Source organism: Variovorax sp. GW821-FHT09A10, assembly GCF_059418385.1.
Window position 1 is genome coordinate 87,392 of sequence record NZ_JBWKPT010000008.1, and the last position, 18,627, is coordinate 106,018.

Annotated in this window: 10 protein-coding genes; 5 read left to right on the top strand and 5 right to left on the bottom strand. The window is 70.8% G+C overall.

Features of this window, described 5'->3' with window-relative positions; all coding sequences use genetic code 11:
- Positions 1-8 precede the first annotated feature (8 nt).
- Genes AC07Q9_RS25150 through hemC form a run of 4 tightly spaced genes read right to left on the bottom strand, consistent with a single transcriptional unit; the run spans position 9 to position 4,089 of the window.
- The gene (locus AC07Q9_RS25150; RefSeq protein ID WP_492681530.1) at positions 9-1,295 is read right to left on the bottom strand and encodes a heme biosynthesis protein HemY; all 1,287 of its coding nucleotides are present in this window, start codon (positions 1,293-1,295) and stop codon (positions 9-11) included.
- A 7-nt stretch (positions 1,296-1,302) separates the two neighbouring features.
- On the bottom strand, positions 1,303-2,397 hold the full coding sequence (locus AC07Q9_RS25155) for a uroporphyrinogen-III C-methyltransferase (RefSeq protein ID WP_354342729.1): 1,095 nt from the start codon (positions 2,395-2,397) through the stop codon (positions 1,303-1,305).
- Positions 2,394-3,164: a uroporphyrinogen-III synthase gene (locus AC07Q9_RS25160; protein ID WP_495312168.1), complete on the bottom strand. Its 771-nt coding sequence runs from the start codon at positions 3,162-3,164 to the stop codon at positions 2,394-2,396. The genes AC07Q9_RS25155 and AC07Q9_RS25160 overlap by 4 nt, the downstream gene beginning before the upstream one ends.
- A gap of 19 nt (positions 3,165-3,183) precedes the next feature.
- A complete protein-coding gene (hemC, locus tag AC07Q9_RS25165) occupies positions 3,184-4,089 on the bottom strand; it encodes a hydroxymethylbilane synthase (protein WP_495312169.1) in 906 nt (301 codons plus the stop codon).
- A gap of 106 nt (positions 4,090-4,195) precedes the next feature.
- On the opposite strand from hemC, the gene ppc reads away from it, so the two are divergent.
- The 5 genes from ppc (at position 4,196) to AC07Q9_RS25190 (ending at position 17,648) form a co-directional block, all read left to right on the top strand.
- On the top strand, positions 4,196-7,042 hold the full coding sequence (gene ppc / locus AC07Q9_RS25170; protein ID WP_495312170.1) for a phosphoenolpyruvate carboxylase: 2,847 nt from the start codon (positions 4,196-4,198) through the stop codon (positions 7,040-7,042).
- Positions 7,043-7,208: 166 nt separating this feature from the next.
- The gene (locus AC07Q9_RS25175; RefSeq protein ID WP_062474298.1) at positions 7,209-7,427 is read left to right on the top strand and encodes a hypothetical protein; all 219 of its coding nucleotides are present in this window, start codon (positions 7,209-7,211) and stop codon (positions 7,425-7,427) included.
- Positions 7,424-15,604, top strand: coding sequence for a glycoside hydrolase family 94 protein (locus tag AC07Q9_RS25180; protein ID WP_495312171.1), 8,181 nt, complete (start codon positions 7,424-7,426; stop codon positions 15,602-15,604). The genes AC07Q9_RS25175 and AC07Q9_RS25180 overlap by 4 nt, the downstream gene beginning before the upstream one ends.
- 39 nt (positions 15,605-15,643) lie before the next feature.
- Positions 15,644-16,186, top strand: a complete 543-nt coding sequence (locus AC07Q9_RS25185) for a hypothetical protein (protein ID WP_495312172.1) — start codon at positions 15,644-15,646, stop codon at positions 16,184-16,186.
- A 211-nt stretch (positions 16,187-16,397) separates the two neighbouring features.
- Positions 16,398-17,648, top strand: a complete 1,251-nt coding sequence (locus AC07Q9_RS25190; RefSeq protein ID WP_495312173.1) for an MFS transporter — start codon at positions 16,398-16,400, stop codon at positions 17,646-17,648.
- Between the two features lie 6 nt (positions 17,649-17,654).
- Here AC07Q9_RS25190 and AC07Q9_RS25195 read toward each other — a convergent pair whose 3' ends face one another.
- Entirely contained in the window at positions 17,655-18,581 is a 927-nt protein-coding gene (locus tag AC07Q9_RS25195; RefSeq protein WP_495312174.1) for a LysR family transcriptional regulator, read from the bottom strand.
- Positions 18,582-18,627: the final 46 nt, after the last annotated feature.

Below are 18,627 nucleotides of genomic sequence, written 5' to 3' on the forward strand. Positions count from 1 at the left end.
AAAAAAGATCAGGGGGTGTTGTCGATCTGCGCCGCGCGCTTCCACGCGTCGGCGGCCTGCGCGTGGTCTTCGCGCGCCTCCGCCAGCTGAGCCAGCGCGAGCCAGGCGCGCCGGTAGAGGTCGGGGTCCTGCAACCCGAGCCCGGCCTGCGTGAGCAGCTGCTGGGCCTTGCCCCACAGCTGGCGCTTCATGCAGGCCATGCCGGCGAGGTACTGCAGGTTCGGGTCGCGCGGGTTGTTGCGCTGCGCGCTTTCGATGCGTGCGAGCCAGTCGGCATCCACCGAGTCGAGCCCCGCTTCGAGCGCGCGCGTGAGCTTCACGCGCAGCCCGTCGCCGAGACCGCGCGGGTTCGCCACCATGCGCTCCCAGGCCGGCAGCAGCCAGCCGCGTGCCAGCGCCAGGTCGCCACGCAGCGCGACCATGCGCTGCGCCGCGTGGATGGCCACCTCGGGCATCTGGCGTTCGGCGGAATCGAGTTCGGACCATGCACGCAGCAGCTGCGCCGGGTCGTGTGCGCCGGTCAGCAGTTCGGTCGCGAGACCGCGCACGATGCTTTGCGCCGCCGCGTCGGAGAAGGCGCGGTGCTTGGCCAGCAGGCGCGCGGTGTCGAGCGCTTCGACCGTGCGGCGGTCTTGCCGCGCGGCCTTGAGCCGCAACCGCAGCGCCAGCGTGCGGCGCTGTGCGCCTTGCGGCAGTTCTTCGAGCCGCGCGAGCGCGGCCGTGGGGTCGCGGTCGTCGAGCGCCCAGCGTGCGGCGCGCAGCTGCACGCCTTCTCGGGTTTCCGGGCTCGCGAGCACGGTGCGGTCGGCGCTTTCATTCAGGGCCTGCTGCAGGTGGGCGTCGCGCGCCGCCTTGTCCTGCAGGGCCTGCGCGCTTTCGGCGGCCAGCAGGTGCGACAGCACACGCACCTGCTGCGCCTGCGGCAGGTCGGCGCCGAGCGCGGCCAGTGTCTTTTCTTGGGTGAGCGCGGCCTGCGCGGCCTTGCGTGCGCGCGAGAAGCGGCCGGCGATCAGCTGCACCATCGCATCGAGCAAGGCGGAGTGCAGCATGCGTTCCTTCTGCTGCAGCCGCCAGTGGCGCGCCTGCGTGGGCAGCGAGAACAGCGCCGCGAGCGCGCGCAACGCGACGTGCAGCAGCACGAAGGTCAGCAGCAGGATCACGAGCACGAGGTTCAGCGAAAGGTCGACCCGCCACGGCGGCCAGAACACGGTGATCGTGCCCTGGTTGTTGCCGGCGAACAGCGCCACCGCCGCGGCGACGGCGAACAGCGCGAGGAGCCAGATTGCAGCGCGCATGAACGGATCAGCGCCCTGCGGCCGCGGTGGTCAGCGCGGCCAGCGTGTCGTCGATGCGCACCGGCTCCGTGCTGCGCACGAGCTGCTGCAGTTGCTGCAGCTGCGTGGCCGCGGCCTGCGTGCGGCGCGAGGCCGGATCGAAATAGCGGTTGAGCGATGCGGTGACCTGGCCCAGCTCGCCGCGTGCGGCGTCCATCTGGCGCGACAACAGCGACAGCCGCGCGTTGAGCAGCTTGAGCTTGAGGTTCTCGCGCAGGAAGTACGACTGCTCGGGCGCCAGCAGCACCGCCTCGGGGCTCTCGATGCGGCCCACGCGCACCAGCGAACGGGCCTCGCCGCGGATGGTCAGCAGCACGCGCTGCCACCAGGGCGCATCGGCGGGAATGGGTTCGGGCCGCCAGGCGTTGACGCCGGTGCCGCGCACGGCCACCGCGTTGAGCGTGGGCAGGTCGTCCACGCTGCGCACCAGTTCGTCGAGCTTCTGCAGCGCTTCGGCGCTGTCGGTGCTGGCGCTGCTGCGCAGGCGGTCGGCATCGCGCTGCATGGCGCGCTGCACGGGCGCGAGCCGCGGTTGCGCGGCGCGTGCGATGCGCAGGTCGCCGGCCTTGAGCGCGGCGAGCAGCGGCTCGAGGCTGCCCGTGACCTGCGCCTGCTGCAGCGCGAGGCGCACGGCGGATTCGATGTCGATCACCAGGTTCTCGTCGCGCGAACGCGAGAGGCTTTGAATGAGTTCTTCGAGCTGCGAGCGCTGCAACGCGACTTCGGCCACGCGGGTCTCGATGAGGGCCACGCGGGCGGCGGCGTCGCGCACGGTGTCGCTGGCCTGGCGCGCCAGCGTGCGCGCTTCCATCGACTGGGCGGTGGCCTCGGCGCTCTGGCGCGCGAGCTGTTCCTTCATGCCGCCGACCTTCTGCCACAGCGCGATGGTCGACAGCAGCGCGATCAGCGCCACGAGGGCCACGAGGCCCATGCCGATGCGCGCCAGCAGGGTGGCCGCGGCCGCCTGGGCGGCGGGCGTCTGGTGCGGCGCCACCGTGGCGGGCACCTGCACAGGGGCGGCGGAAGGGGGAGAAAGGTCGTCGGACGGGGACGCGGCGCTCATGCGAAGGATTCTATCGACGCGATCAGCGCTTCCCGCAGGGGTGTGCAGACACGCAACGCCCCGAAACCCGCGGCCTGCGCGGCTTCGCCGATGCGTGCATGGGTGGCGATGGCGCGCGCGGCCTGCCACGAGGTGCCCGGCAGTGCGCGCCGCAGGTTGCCGATGGCTTCCGAGCTGCTGAAGAGCCAGATGCCGCGCCCGGCGGCGGCTTCGGTCGCGATGCGGCGTTGTGCCTCATCGAGCGCGGGCGCCAGGCGCCGGTAGGCCACGACGGTGTCGCGCACGCCGCCAGCGGCGTCGATCTCCCGGGCCAGCCATTGGCGGCCGGCCGGCTGGCCGGCTTCGTCGCCGCCGCGCACGATGAGCACGCGCACGCCCGGCGACACCTGCCCGTGGGCCAGCGCCCACAGCGCCTCGGAGTCGAAGCGCGTGGCGCCGGGTGGCGGCGCGTCGATGGCCGCGGGCGGCACGCCGGCACGCAGCAGCGCGCGCTCGGTGCCGGGGCCGGTGGCCCAGAAGCGGCAACCGGCGAGGGTCGAGCTGCCACGGTGCTGGAAGAAGTGATCGACGGCGGTAGCGCTCACGAACATGAGCGCCGCGTAGTCCGCGAGCCGCGTCCACGCGGCGCGCAGCGGTTCCACGTCGAGCGCGGGCGCAATGGCGATCAGCGGCAGCGCCACGGCATCAAGGCCGGCCGACTGGAAATCACGAACCCACGCCGCCGCTTCGTGCGCCGGCCGCGTGACGATGACAGGCCCCGCGCTCATCGCCCGGCGCCCACCGTGATCAGTGGGCACCGGCGTCGCGCAGCAGCCCGGCGGCGTGCTGGCCGAGGGCATCGGCCCCCGCGAAGTCGCCGGCCTCGGCCTGGGCGTGCACACGCACCAGCGGCGCGTCGCCTTCCGGGTCGCCCCAGGCGGCATCGATGCGCAGCGTGCCGTCGGGCTGGCGGCGCGCATGGGCCGCGAGCGGCATGGAGCAGCTGCCGCCCATCGCGCGGCTCACGGCGCGCTCCGCGGTGGTACTGAGCCAGTCGCCCTTGTGGGCGAGCGGTGCCAGCAGGTCGATGAGGTCCTGGCGGTCCGCGCGCACCTCGATGCCCAGGGCGCCCTGCCCTGCGGCGGGCAGCATGGTGTCGGGGTCGAAGGCGACGCGGATGCGGTCTTCGAGGCCCAGCCGCTTGAGCCCGGCCGCCGCGAGCACGATGGCGTCGTAGTGGCCTTCGTCGAGCTTGCGCAGGCGGGTGTCGAGGTTGCCGCGCAGCGGTTCGATGCGCAGGTCGGGCCGCTGCGCGCGCAGCAGCACCACGCGGCGCAGGCTGGAGGTGCCGACCACCGCGCCCTGCGGCAGCTCGTCGAGCGAGGCGTAGCGCGGCGACACCAGCGCGTCGCGCGGGTCTTCGCGCTCCAGCACGCAGGCCAGCGTGAAGCCCTCGGGCAGCTCCATCGGCACATCCTTGAGCGAATGCACGGCGATGTCGGCGCGCCCGTCTTCGAGCGCGGCTTCGAGTTCCTTGACGAAGAGGCCCTTGCCGCCGACCTTGCTCAGCGTGCGGTCCAGGATCTGGTCACCACGGGTCGTCATGCCCAGCAGGCTGACGCTGTGGCCTCGTTCTTGCAAAAGCGTTTGCACGTGTTCGGCCTGCCACAGGGCCAGCCGGCTTTCGCGCGTGGCGATCACGATGTTGCTCAAGATCGCTCCCAAAAAAGTACATGGTTTCTGACCTCTGGAATGCTAGCATGTTGCGCCGCAGCAACGGAGGCGGCGCGTCCATTCAAGTCCCCAGGAACAACATCGAATGAAAGCCAGCAAGACTCCTGCATCCCCCGCCAAGCGCCGCCAGACCGAAGACCAGCCATTGATCGACGACATCCGGCTGTTGGGCCGAATCCTCGGCGACGTGATCCGGGAGCAGGAGGGCGACGAAACCTACGCGCTGGTCGAGAAGATCCGCACCCTGTCGGTGTCGTTCCGGCGCGACGCCGACCATGCTGCCGACCGCGCGCTGAAGAACCTGCTCAAGGGCCTGAGCGCCGCCGAAACGGTGCGCGTGATCCGCGCCTTCACCTACTTCAGCCACCTGGCCAACCTGGCCGAAGACCGCCACCAGATCCGCCGCCGCACCGAGGCCGAACGCGAAGGCGTGCAGGCCGACGGCGACCTGCAGACCGCCCTGGCCCGCATCCGCAAGGCCGGCATCAAGCCCGACGAGATCGTCGCCTCGCTGGCCCACAGCTACGTGTCGCCCGTGCTCACGGCGCACCCGACCGAAGTGCAGCGCAAGAGCATCCTCGACGCCGAGCGCGCCATCGCCCTGCTGCTGACCACGCGGGACGAGATCAAGCTGCGCCAGAACGCCTACGCCGGCGGAAAAGACGCGCTCTCGCCCCTCGAGCTGGCCGACAACGAAACCCAGGTGCGCATCCGCGTCACGCAGATCTGGCAGACGCGCATCCTGCGTTTCTCCAAGCTCACCGTGGCCGACGAGATCGAGAACGCGCTGAGCTACTACGAAGCCACCTTCCTGCGCGAGATCCCGCGCGTGTACGCCGATCTCGAGAAGGCGCTGGTGCAAGGCGGGCAGACGCCCTCGGTCGCGCCCTTCCTGCGCATGGGCCAGTGGATCGGCGGCGACCGCGACGGCAACCCCAACGTCACGGCCGAGACGCTCGAGTACGCGCTGAGCCGCCAGTCGGAACTCGCGCTGCGCCACTACCTCACCGAGGTGCACTACCTGGGCGGCGAGCTGTCGCTGTCGGCCACGCTGGTCGACGTGTCGGTCGAGATGCAGGCGCTGGCCGAGCGTTCGCCCGACACCAATGAGCACCGCAAGGACGAGCCCTACCGCCGCGCCCTCACCGGCGTGTACGCGCGCCTGGCCGCCACGCTGCGCGAACTCAGCGGCGGCGAGGCTGCGCGCCATGCGGTAGCGCCGCAGAACCCGTATGCGAACGCCGAAGAATTCCTGGCCGAGCTGCGCACCATCGAAGAGTCGCTGGTCGAGAAGCACGGCACCGTGCTCGCCGCGCCGCGCCTGCGTCCGCTGATCCGCGCGGTGGAAGTGTTCGGCTTCCACCTGGCCACGGTCGACCTGCGCCAGAGCTCCGACAAGCACGAGGCCGTGATCGCCGAGCTGCTGGCCACCGCGCGCATCGAGCCCTCGTACGCGTCGCTGGCCGAAGAGGCCAAGCAGACGCTGCTGCTGAAGCTGCTCGACGACGCGCGTCCGCTGCGCGTGCCCGACGCCGACTACTCGCCGCTCGCCCGAAGCGAGCTGGCCATCTTCGCGGCCGCACGCACCGCGCGTGCACGCTACGGCGCGGCGGCCATCCGCCACTACATCATCAGCCACACCGAAACGGTGAGCGACCTGCTCGAGGCCCTGCTGCTGCAGAAGGAAGTGGGCCTGCTGCGCGGCGCGATGGACAGCAACGCGACCTGCGACCTGATCGTGGTGCCGCTGTTCGAGACCATCGAAGACCTGCGCAACGCCGCGCCCATCGTGCGCGCCTTCTACGCGCTGCCGAACATCCAGGCGCTCATCGAGCGCTCGGGCGCCGAGCAGGACGTGATGCTGGGCTACTCCGACAGCAACAAGGACGGCGGCATCTTCACCAGCAACTGGGAGCTGTACCGCGCGGGCATCGCGCTGGTGTCGCTGTTCGACGAGCTGAACAAGAAGAAAAAGAACCCGATCCGCCTGCGCATGTTCCACGGCCGTGGCGGCACGGTGGGACGCGGCGGCGGCCCGAGCTACCAGGCCATCCTGGCGCAGCCGCCCGGCACGGTGCGCGGCCAGATCCGCCTCACCGAGCAGGGCGAAGTCATCGGCTCGAAGTACGCCAACCGCGAGATCGGCCGGCGCAACCTCGAGACGCTGGTGGCCGCCACGCTCGAAGCCACGCTGCTGCCGCAGGGCAAGTCGGCGCCGGCGAACTTCCTCTCGGCCGCGGGCGAACTTTCGACTGCCAGCATGGCCGCGTACCGCAAGCTGGTGTACGAGACCCCGGGCTTCGGCGACTACTTCTTCGGCTCCACGCCGATCCGCGAGATCGCCGAGCTCAACATCGGCTCGCGCCCCGCTTCGCGCAACCCGAGCCACAAGATCGACGACCTGCGCGCCGTGCCGTGGAGCTTCAGCTGGGGCCAGTGCCGCCTCACGCTGCCGGGCTGGTTCGGCTTCGGCTCGGGCGTGGAGCAGTTCCTGGCCGCCGCCGGCACCGCCGCGGGCAAGAAGGAACGCCAGGCGCTGCTGCAGCGCATGTACGTGCAGTGGCCGTTCTTTCGCACGCTGCTGTCGAACATGGACATGGTGCTCGCCAAGAGCGACCTCGCGCTGGCCTCGCGCTATGCCGAGCTGGTCACCGACCGCAAGCTGCGCCAGAAGGTGTTCTCGATGATCGAGGCCGAATGGCAACGCACCTCGGACGCGCTCACGCTCATCACGGGCGCCAAGCAGCGGCTCGAGGGCAATGCCGAGATGCAGCGCTCGGTGCGCCATCGCTTCCCCTACATCGACCCGCTGCACCACCTGCAGGTCGAGCTGATGCGGCGCTACCGCGCGGGCGATGGCGGCGAGCGGCTGCAGCGCGGCATCCACATCTCGATCAACGGGGTGGCGGCGGGGCTGCGCAATACGGGCTGACCGGCAGGCAGCCTCCATGGACAAAGGGCGCCTTGTGCGCCCTTTCCTACGTGCGCTGTCGGCAATGAGGTACCTGTAAGGTCATTTAAAAGGGTACGGTCGGGACACGTTCACAGTTCTCGCAATCGCGCGGCAGCTCGAAGTCGTTTCACAGGAGCCCGTTGCAATGTCCGTCCCGCAGTCCCTTTCCCATTCTCAGATCGATTTCGTCGGCAGCGATTTCGAGGCCCTGGCTTCCCACATGCACCACTGTGCACGTGCCCACGGGCGATGGTTCTCGCTGCGAAGCCACATGCAACGTGTGCGCGCGCTCGCTGCGGGCCGCATTGTCACGATGGCCTGCGTGGCCGTGGTTCTGGGCATCGGCCTGTTCGCGGTCACTTGAGCGCCGCTGCCGTCGTCGACCGCCTCCAAGGGCTCAGTCACTACGCCCGGACCCTTCTGCTCGGTCCGCACGACCTGGCAGCACCCGCGATCCGCGCCGAACTCTTCGGCGCCCAACGTTTCGAACAGCACGGCCACAGCCTGGCCCGTGCCCAGGTGGTGGAAGACGAACACCACCGCGCGCGCGAAGGCGCGCCCTTCTTTCCGCGGGTCGACGAGAACCTCGAGTCGCTGCGCGCCGCCTTCGACTACATCGCTCTGATCTCGCAGAGCGGGCGCTATGTGTCGCCGGCGGCCGAATGGCTGCTCGACAACTTCCACCTCGTCGAGGCGCAGCTCCAGCAGATCCATGACGGCGTGCCGCGCAGCTACTACGCGCGCCTGCCCAAGCTCGTCACGCCGCCGCTGGCGGGGCTGCCGCGCGTGTACGGCATTGCGTGGGCCTATGTGGCGCACACCGACAGCGTGCTCAACAAGACGCTGTTCACCGCCTTCCTCAACGCCTACCAGGACATCGACGAGCTGATGCTCGGCGAGCTGTGGGCGCTGCCCACCACCCTGCGCGTGGTGCTGCTCGAAAACCTGCGCCGCGTGGCCGAGCGCATTGCCGAGAACAAGGTCGCGCGCGAGATCGCGCATGCCGCGTGGGACGCGGCGCCGCACCTTTCGGTGCAAGACCTCGACGTGCTCTACCGCGCACTGCAGAGCCACGGCCTGCAGGACAGCTACCTCACGCAGCTGTGGCAGCGCCTGCCCGTCGAGCACGGCGACGACATGCCCGCGCTGGTGCGCTGGACCGAGCAGCACTGCCCCAACGGCCCGGCGCTGATCGGCGACGCGCAGAACGCGCAGGCCGCGGCCAACCTCACGGTCGGCAACATCATCACGACCTTGCGCATGATCGGCCAGGTCGAGTGGAGCGACCTCATCGAACCCGTGAGCCGCTCGCTGCGCGTGCTGCGCGAACTGCCGAGCTTTGCGAACGAGAGCGAACTCACGCGCCAGCAGATCACGCATGCGATGGAGCAGGTGGCGCGCAGCACCGAACGGCCCGAGCGCGAAGTGGCGCAGGCCGTGGTCACGCTGGCGTCCAGTGCGCCGGCCGACGAAGCCGGTGCGGAGACCGACCGCGCCGACGGCACCGCCGGCTACTACCTCTTCGGCCAGGGCCGCCCCGCGCTGATCGCATCGCTGCAGGCGAACGCAACGCCGGGCCAAGCCGCACGCACCGCACACACACGCCCCGCGCGCAGCCATCGCGGCTGGCGCCTGCCTGTCTACGTGGGGTCCGTCGCCCTCGGCACCGCGCTGCTGCTGGCCGCCGTGCTGCACAGCCTGCCGCACCGCGGCGACTGGACCACGGTCGCGGCGTTGCTGCTGCTCGCGTGGCCGCTGTCCGAAGCGCTGATTGCACTGGCGCAACGCATCATGGCGGAGTCGGTGCGCGTGCAGGCCCTGCCACGCCTCGATTTTGCGAACGGCATTCCCGAGCGGCACCGCGCGCTCGTCGTCATGCCCACGATGCTGGGTTCGACCGCGAACAACGCCAGGCTCGCGCACCGGCTCGAACTGCACTGGCTCGCCAACCGCGAGGCGCACGCGCAGTTCGCGCTGCTGACCGACTGGGCCGACGCTTCGCAAGCGGCGATGCCCGACGACGCGCCCTTGCTCGACGACGCCCAGCAACGCATCGCCGCACTCAACGCCAAGTACCCGCCGGCCGAAGGCACGGCGCCGCGCTTCCTGCTGCTGCACCGCCCGCGCAGCTGGAGCGAGACCGAGCAGCGCTGGATGGGCTGGGAGCGCAAGCGCGGCAAGCTCGAAATGCTGGTGCGCCTGCTGGCCAGCGGCGACGCCAGCGGCTTTCTGCCGCTCGCACCGGGCCAGCAGCTCGCGCCCGGCCGCACGCCCTATGTGCTCACACTCGACAGCGACACGGGACTGCCACCCGGTGCGCTGCGCGACCTCGTGTCCATCGCCGCGCATCCGCTGAACGCGCCCGAGATCGACATGCCAAGCCGGCGCGTGGTCGCGGGCTTCGGCATCCTGCAGCCGCGCATCGTCACGCCGTTCCCGATGCGCAGCGAGCGCTCCTTCTTCCACTGGGTGTTCGCCGGACAGTGCGGGCTCGACCCCTACGGCAGCGGCGCCTCCGACATCTACCAGGACGTGTTCGGCAGCGGCTCCTTCACCGGCAAGGGCTTGCTCAACGTGCGCGCGGTGCACGCCACGCTGAACGACCGCCTGCCCGACAGCGCCGTGCTGAGCCACGACCTGCTCGAAGGCAGCGTCGCGCGCTGCGCGATGGTCAGCGACGTGGTGCTGGTCGAAGACCATCCGCACCATGCCGGCGTGGCCGCCTCGCGCGTGCACCGCTGGGTGCGCGGCGACTGGCAGCTGCTGCCGCTGATGTGGCGCGCGCGCCGTTTCGGCATCGACGCGCTGGGCCTCTGGAAAATGTGCGACAACCTGCGCCGCTCGCTGGTCGCACCGGCGTCTTTCGCGCTGCTGGTGCTGGTGATCTTCACGCAGGCGATGCCGCTCGGCTGGGCGCTGGCGGCCGTCGGCGCGGCGCTCACGCTGGGCCCGCTGCTGGGCGCACTGGCCGGTCTGGTGCCGACACGGCGCGCCATCGAGCTGCGCCACTTCTTCGACGTGGGCGCGATCGAGCTGCTGCGCGCCATGGCCGGCGCGGCCTGGCAGTTCGTGCAGCTGGCGGCGCAGACGCGCCTGCTGCTCGACGCGGCCTTCCTCGCCACCTGGCGGCTGGTCGTGAGCCGCAGGCACCTGCTGCAGTGGACGACGGCCGACCAGGCACAGGCGCAATCGAGCCAGCGCCTGAAGCCCTTCGTGCGCAGCGCGGCCCTCAGCAGCGCGGTGTGCCTGGTGCTGGCCGTGCTCGCCAACTGGAGCGCCTGGCCGGTGCTCGGTCCGCTGCTCTTCGTGCTGTGGTCGCTGGCGCCCATCGCGGCCTGGTGGGGCAGCCGTGTCGACGCACACGCCGAAGACCCGCTCGCGCCCGCGCGACGCAGCTACCTCGAGACGCTGGCGCACGACACCTGGCGCTTCTTCGAGCACGTGGTGGGCCCGGACGACCACCACCTGCCGCCCGACAACCTGCAGCTCGAGCCGCAGCCGACCCTCGCGCACCGCACCTCGCCGACCAACATCGGCATGTACCTGCTGGCCACCTGCTGCGCGCGTGAATTCGGCTGGATCGACACAGCAGCCTTGCTGGCGCGCCTCACGGCCACGCTCGACACCGTCGACCGCATGCAGAAGCACAACGGCCACCTGTTCAACTGGTACGACACGCAGACACTCAAACCGTTGCCGCCGGACTATGTGTCCAGCGTGGACAGCGGCAACTTCGCGGGCCACCTCGTGGCCGTGGCGCAGGCCTGCCGCGCTTTCTCAGCGGAAGAAGGCTGCCAGAGTCATGAAGCCCCCGCGCTGGAAGCACTGGCCCGACGCTGCGACGCACTGCACGACGGCATGGACTTCAGCGGCCTCTACGACGCCAAGCGCCACCTGTTCCACATCGGCCTGCGCGTCGAAGAGAACGTGCTCGACGCGAGCTACTACGACCTGCTGGCCTCCGAGTCGCGCCTGTTGAGCTTCCTGGCGATTGCGAAGGGCGACGTGCCCCGCCGCCACTGGATGGCACTGGGCCGACCGTTCCTGCTGGTGGGCTTCCAGCCCAGCCTGAAGTCGTGGTCGGGCTCGATGTTCGAGTACCTGATGCCGGCGCTCGTGATGACCGAGCCCACCGACGGCCTGCTGCAGGTGGCCAATGCCGCGGCCATCGCCGAACAACAGGCCTTCGGCCGCGCGCAGAACATGCCGTGGGGCGTGTCCGAGTCGGCCTACTTCGCGCAAGACCATTCGCTGGCGTACCAGTACTCGCCCTTCGGCGTGCCGCGCCTGGCGCTGCGGCGCACGCCGCCGACCGACCGCGTGGTGGCGCCTTACGCCAGCCTGATGGCCGCGCCGTTCGCGCCTGAAGCGGCCGTCATCAATCTCGAACTGCTCGAATCGCTCGGTGCGCGCGGCGAATTCGGTTTTCACGACGCGATCGACTTCACCACCTCGCGCCAGGCCGAGGGCCAGGACTTCACCGTCGTGCGCAACTTCATGGCACACCACCAGGGCATGTCGCTGGTGGCGCTGTGCAACGTGCTGCGCGACGACGCGCCGCGCCGCTGGTTCGGCAGCGCCGCGCTGGTGCAGGCGCACGAGTCGCTGCTGCACGAGCGCACGCCGCGCCAGATCATCGGCAGCGCCGACCCGCGCACGCCGCCCGAGCCCAGCCAGGCCGAGCTGGCGCCGCTGTTCCAGCCGCGCGTGGTCGATCCGACGGGGCCGGGCTTCCAGCCCACGCACCTGCTGTCGAACGGCCGCTACACGGTGGCGCTGCGGGCCAACGGCGCGGGCGTGAGCCGCTGGCGCGCATTCAACGTGACGCGCTGGCGCGACGATCCGCTGCGCGACAGCTACGGCACTTTCTTCTATGTACGCGACGAAGGGAAAGCCGAGCTCACCTCACTCACCGCCCTGCCCGCGCCCGGCGCCGACTGGCACTACCGCACCCGCTTCCTGGCCGACCAGGTGCAGTTCGATGCGACCGGCCCCGGGCTGCAGGTGCGCACCACGGTGCTCATCAGCCCCGAGGACGACACCGAGCTGCGCAACATCACGCTGCACAACTCGGGCGACGAAACGCGCACGCTCGAACTCGTCTCGTACTTCGAGCCCGTGCTGTCGAACCCCAAGGCCGACGAGGCACATCCGGCCTTTGCCAACCTGTTCGTCGAATCGCGCTGGGAGCCCACGTGGCGCGCGCTGCTGCTGTCGCGCAAGCCGCGCCTGCATGGCGATGCGGTGGTGGCCGCGGTGCACTTCGTGGCCTCGGTCGATGCCCACGTGCTGTCGATCGACTGCATGACCGACCGGCGCGCCTTCATCGGCCGCAACCGCACGCTGGCCGACCCCGCGCTCGACCCGCAACCGCTCACGGCCCAGGGCAAGCCGATGAACGGCCTGGACCCCATCGCCTGCCTGCGCGTGCGCCTGTCGATTGCGCCGGGTACCACCGCGCGCCTGAGCTTCGCCACCGCCGCCGACGAAAGCATCGAAGCGCTGATGCCCTGCATCGACCGCTACCTGCAGCCCATGCACGTGGAGCGCGCCACCCGCATGGCGGCCACGCTGGCCCAGGTGCGGCTGCGCGACCTGAGCATCGCGCCCGCGCAGAACCTGGCGCTGCAGGACCTGACGACCATCCTCACCTACACCACGCCCCGCGTGATGAGCGACCGCGGGCTGATCGACCTGCGCCAGATCTGGCGCTTCGGCATCTCGGGCGACAAGCCCATCGTGCTCGTCTACATCCACTCGATGAACGGCATGGGCCTCATCAACACGCTGCTGCGCGCGCAGCCGTGGTGGGGTTTCGGCGGCGTGGCCTGCGACCTCGTGGTGCTCAACAGCGAACCGAACTCGTACCTCATGCCGCTGCAGCGCGAGATCGAGATGCTGCGCACGCGCGTCGCACAGCAGACGCAGAACAGCTTTCCGCGCAACGACACCGCCGGCTTCTACCTCTTGCGCGACCAGGACGTGGTGCCGTCGGAAAAGGCCGCGCTCTCCAGCCTGGCACGCGTGGTGTTCACGGCCGATGGCCGCGCGCTCGAAGTGCAGGTGGCTGCGTTGCATGAGGCACGCAGCCCGACGATTGCGGACGACAGCAGCGCACCGGTGCAGCACCGCACGCCGCTGTTAACGCGGCACGCAGCCTCATCGACCACCACGGCACCCACCGGCGACTTCGACGCCGAGAGCGGCGAGTTCCGCTTCGAGGTCGGCCCCGACCGCCGCACGCCGCGCCCGTGGATCAACGTGATCGCCAACGCCACCTTCGGCTTCCAGGTGTCCGAATGGGGCACCGGCTACACCTGGGCCGGCAACAGCCGCATGCACCAGGTCACGCCCTGGTCCAACGACCCGGTGCAGGACCCGGCCTTCGAGCACTACCTGCTGCAGGACGTCGCGACGCGCGAGATGCTGCCGCTCACGCCCGCCGGTGGCAGCGATGGCGCCACCCGCCACCGCGTGCGACACGGCCAGGGCTACACCGTCTTCGAGTGCCGCCAGGGCGACCTCGCACTCGACACCACCTTCTTCGCGGACCGCGACGAGGCCGTCAAGCTGGTGCACGTGCGCGTGCGCAACGAAGGCGCCGGCCAGCGCCGCCTGCGCGCACTCGCGATGGTCGAGTGGCAACTGGGCGCCGCGCGCGGCGAACGGCGCACCGTGCATTGCTGGAAGCCCGAAGACCAGCCGGCCGTGTTCGGCCAGCAGCGCGAATCGAGCGCAGGCTTCGGCGGCAACGCGGCCTTCCTGCTGCTCGCCGGCCTGCAGGGCGCGACCACCGGGGCCACGCAATGGACCTGCGACCGCAGCGAATTCTTCGCCGGCCGCGGCATCGTCGAAGTGCCCGACACGCTGGCACGGCGCGCGGGCAGCGGGCTCGATGCCTGCGCGGCGATTGGCGGTGAGTTTGTCGTGGCGGCGGGCGAGACCGCGCGCTTCAGCTTCGTGCTGGGCCACGCCGGCACTGCCGACGCGGCGCTCGAACTCGCGCGCCGCTGGCGGCAGCGCGACGTGCCCGAGGCGCTGGCGCAGGTGCGCGGCTTCTGGGACGACCTGCTGGGTCGCCTGCAGGTGCGCACGCCCGACCCGCTGTTCGATGCGCTGGTCAACCGCTGGCTCGTGTACCAGACGCTGGCCTGCCGGCTCTGGTCGAAGGCCGGCTTCTACCAGGCCGGCGGCGCCTTCGGCTTTCGCGACCAGCTGCAGGACGCGATGGCCTTCGCGCTCACCGACCCGCCGCGACTGCGCGCGCAGATCCTCGTGAACGCGGCGCGCCAGTTCCCTGAAGGCGACGTGCAGCACTGGTGGCACATGCCCGGCGGCGCCGGCGTGCGCACGCATTTCTCCGACGACCTGCTGTGGCTGCCGTACGCGTCGGCGCACTACGTCGAGGTGACGGGCGATGCCTCGCTGCTCGACGAGATGGTCGGCTTCATCGAAGGCCCCGGCATTCCCGAGGGCGCCGAAGACGCCTACTACGCGCCGCAGAACAGCGGCCGCATGGCCACCGTGTTCGACCATGGCGCGCGCGCCATCGACCGCAGCCTGAAGACCGGCGTGCACGGCCTGCCGCTGATGGGCACCGGCGACTGGAACGACGGCATGAACCGCGTCGGCCACGAGGGCCGTGGCGAATCGGTGTGGCTCGCATGGTTCCTGTGCAGCGTGGTCGAGCGCTTCGCGCCCCTCGCGCAAGCACGCGGCGAACACGAACGCGCCGCGCGCTGGACCGCGGCGCGCACGGGCTGGATCGCCGCGCTGCACGACGCCGGCTGGGACGGCGCCTGGTTCCGCCGCGCCTTCTTCGACAACGGCGCGCCGCTGGGTTCGTCGATCAACAGCGAGTGCCGCATCGACCTGATCGCGCAGGCCTGGTCGGTGCTGTCGGGCGCCTCGGACGCGGCCCACACCGGCCCGGCCATGGCCGCCATCCAGAAGCACCTGCACGACGAACCGGCCGGCCTGCTGCGGCTGCTGGCGCCGCCGTTTGCCCAGTCGACCCCCAACCCGGGCTACATCCAGGCCTACCCGCCGGGCGTGCGCGAGAACGGCGGCCAGTACTCGCACGGCGCCGTGTGGGCGCTGATGGCGCAGGCGCTGCAGGGCGACCATGAAGCGGCCTGGCAGAGCTTCGAGGGCCTGAGCCCGGCCCACCGTTCGCAGCACCCCGCGCGCGGCCCGGTCTACGAGCTGGAGCCCTATGTGATGGCGGGCGATGTCTACGGCGCCGCGCCGTATGTGGGCCGGGGCGGCTGGAGCTGGTACACCGGCTCGGCCGCATGGTTGCACCGTGCGGCCGTCGAGACCTTGCTGGGCCTGAACGTGAAGGGCAGGCAGTTGTCGATGACGCCGCATGTGCCCGCGCACTGGCCGGGCTTCGAGCTCGCGCTGCGGCTCGGCACGCGCCGGCTCACGCTGCAGTGGGGCACCGTCGAAGGCGCCGCCGCACCCACGCACCATGCGGCGGTGGGCGAATGGATCGACTGGCAGGCGCTGCCGGCGGATGCGGTGCTGCGGGTAGGGTAAGGTCCGAAGCCGCTTTCACCCCCGCCCCGCCGCGCATTCATGACCAAAATCCAGTTCCGCCGACGCGTCATCGTCCTGATCCTCCTGTGCGTGGCCGTGGGCGGCGGCATCGTGCGGCACTACGCGGCGCCCGGCACCACCACGCGCGACATCGCCACGCTGTTGATGGTGCTGTGGGTGCCGATCATCGGCAACGTGATCACGTGGCTCATCGGCAAGCTGCCGCGCCGCACGCCCAAGCAGGCGCCGCCCGCGGGCTTCGACGCGCTGCCCGCGTTCACGCCGCACCTGGCGGCGGAGCTGACCTTCCGCCGCCCCTCGGTGCCGTCGCAGGATGTGCCGCTGGGCCCCGGCGAATACCGGGGCGCGCTGGTGCTCGACAAGGAAGGCTTCTCGGTGCGCTGGCGCGTGCCGCAGGGCGAATCGCTGGTGCGCGGCACGCCCATTGCGCTCGACATCGAATTCCTCTCGCCGGCCGTCGCGCAGCCGAAGTTTCCGCAGGGCACGGCCTTCCGCGTGCTGGTCGACGAGGCGTTCGTGGCCGATGGACGGGCGCTCGAGTTGCGCCCCGCCCACACTTAATCTCGGCGACTCAAGAAGACGGTGATGGCGAAAGGCGCCATTGCCGCATCCCCGGGCGGCTTCAGACACCAAAGGGGTCGATTGTTCGCCGCAGGGAAACTGTCTACTGCTCCACCGCCCCTTGGTCGCAAGGCCCCCGGCTCGCACACTCCAATGCCCCCTCACCGGCATTGGCGCCTTCATCGCCGATGCGTTCAAGGACTGCATCTCCATGATGAATTCTTCCGGCAGCAACCCCTGCATCGACGACCTGGCGGCGCCCGCGCGCGACGCCGTGGCCGCCCCCACCCGCTCCGCGTGGCTCGCGGTCGGCTCCATCGCCGTCGGCACCTTCGCGATGGTGTCGACCGAGTTCATGCCCATCGGCCTGCTCACCGACATCGCGCGCGGCCTGAATGTGTCGGACGGCACGGCCGGCCTGATGATCACCATGCCCGGCGTGCTCGCCGCCTTCGCCGGGCCGGCACTGATCGTCGCCTCGGGCCGGCTCGACCGGCGCACGGTGCTGATCGCGCTCACGCTGCTCCTGATCGCCTCGAACCTGCTGGCCGCGTTCGCGCCCAACTTCACGACCATGCTGGTCGCGCGCCTGATGCTCGGCCTGGCCGTGGGCGGCTTCTGGACCTTCGCGCCCGCCGCTGCCACGCAGCTGGTGCCCGACGCCTCGAAGGCGCGCGCCATGTCGCTGGTGCTGGCCGGCGTGTCGGCCGCCACGGTGCTCGGCGTGCCCGCGGGCTCGTGGCTGGGCACGATGTTCGGCTGGCGCGCCTCGTTCGCCGTGACCGGCGCGCTGGCCGCGGCCGTGCTGCTGGTGCAGCTGTGGCTGCTGCCCGCGATTCCGCCGCAACGCGCCATCGGTGCGCGCGACCTGCTCACGCCGCTCACGCGCCGCATGGCGCAGGTCGGCCTGCTCGCGGTGCTGTTCTTCATTGCCGGCCACTTCGCGGCCTACACCTACCTGAAGCCGCTGCTGCAGCAGGTGTTCGGCCTGCAGGCCAATGCGGTCTCGACGCTGCTGCTGATCTACGGCGCGGTGGGCTTCATCGGCACCTTCCTGGGGGGCAGCCTGGTGGCGCGCAGCGTGCGCGGCACCACCCTGCTGGCGGCGCTGATGCTCGCGACGGCCTTGCTGCTGACCACGGTGATCGGCACCGGCATGGTGGCCGGCGCGGTCGTGGTGGTGATCTGGGGCGTGGCCTTCGGCCTGATCCCGGTGGCGCTCACCGGCTGGATGATGGAAGCCGTGCCCGACGCGCAGGAAGCCGGCCAGGCCCTGCTGGTGACGGGCTTCCAGGTGGCGATCGCCTCGGGCGCGCTGATCGGCGGCCTGATGGTCGACAGCCGCGGCATCTCGCCCACGATGGTGCTCAGCGGCGTGCTGGTGCTGATCGCCGCGCTCATCGTCGGCACGCTGGGCCGCGCACGCGGCGGCGCGGCGCCGCTGGCGGCCATTCCAGAGTAAGGACTCCTAGCGGCGGCCGGGCTTCTTGCCGGCCGCCACGATCACCTCGAGCACCGTGCGCAGCGCCTTGTTGAGCGGCTTGTCGCGACGGATCACCACCGCCAGCGTGCGGTGCATGCGCGGGGCCAGGCGGCTGGCCTTCAACGCCGGGTGGGCACCGCGCCCCGCCATCGACATGCCGGGCACCAGGCCGTAGCCCAGCCCCGCGGCCACCATCTCCTTCATCGCCTCGACGCTGCCCAGCTCCATCACGGGCTGCGGCTGCAGGCCTTCGGCCGCGAACCAGCGGTCGACCAGCTTGCGCGTGTTGGCCGCAGGCTCGAACAGCACCAGCGGCAACATCGCCAGGTCGGCCGGTGTGACGCGGGCCTTGAGCGGCGCGAGGTCGGCACGGCCGATGGCGACGAACTCGTCGTCGCACACCGGGATCACGCTCAGCGAGCGCCCCGCCGCGGGCAGCGTGACGAGTGCGAGGTCGATGCTGTTGTCTTCCACCTTGCGCACGTGCTCGTCGGTGTTGCCGGTGCTCACGACCACGCTGAGCGCCGGAAACGCCTCGCGCAACTGGCGCAGCACGGCCGGCAAGAAATACAGGCAGGCCGTGGCGCCCGTGCCCAGCCGCACGCGACCCGTGACGCCGCGCGCGTGGTCGGCCACCGCGTCGACGGCGTTCTCGACTGCCGCTTCGATCTGCGGCACGTGGCGCAGCAGCTCGGCGCCGGCCGGCGTGGCCCGCGCGCGCTTGCCGACGCGCTCGATGAGCCGCACGGCCAGCCGTCGCTCGAGCTGGCGCACCTGCAGGCTCACGGCCGGCTGCGACAGGCCGAGCCGGTCGGCCGCGGCGGAGAAGCTGCCGGTGTCGATCACCAGGGCGAAGGTGGCGAGCTGGTCGAGGTTGAGGTTTTTGTCCAAAGTATTTCTTATGCGTTGCATAGGTTGTCTCAGCTTCACTTATAGATCCCGCCTCGTCAAGATCGAC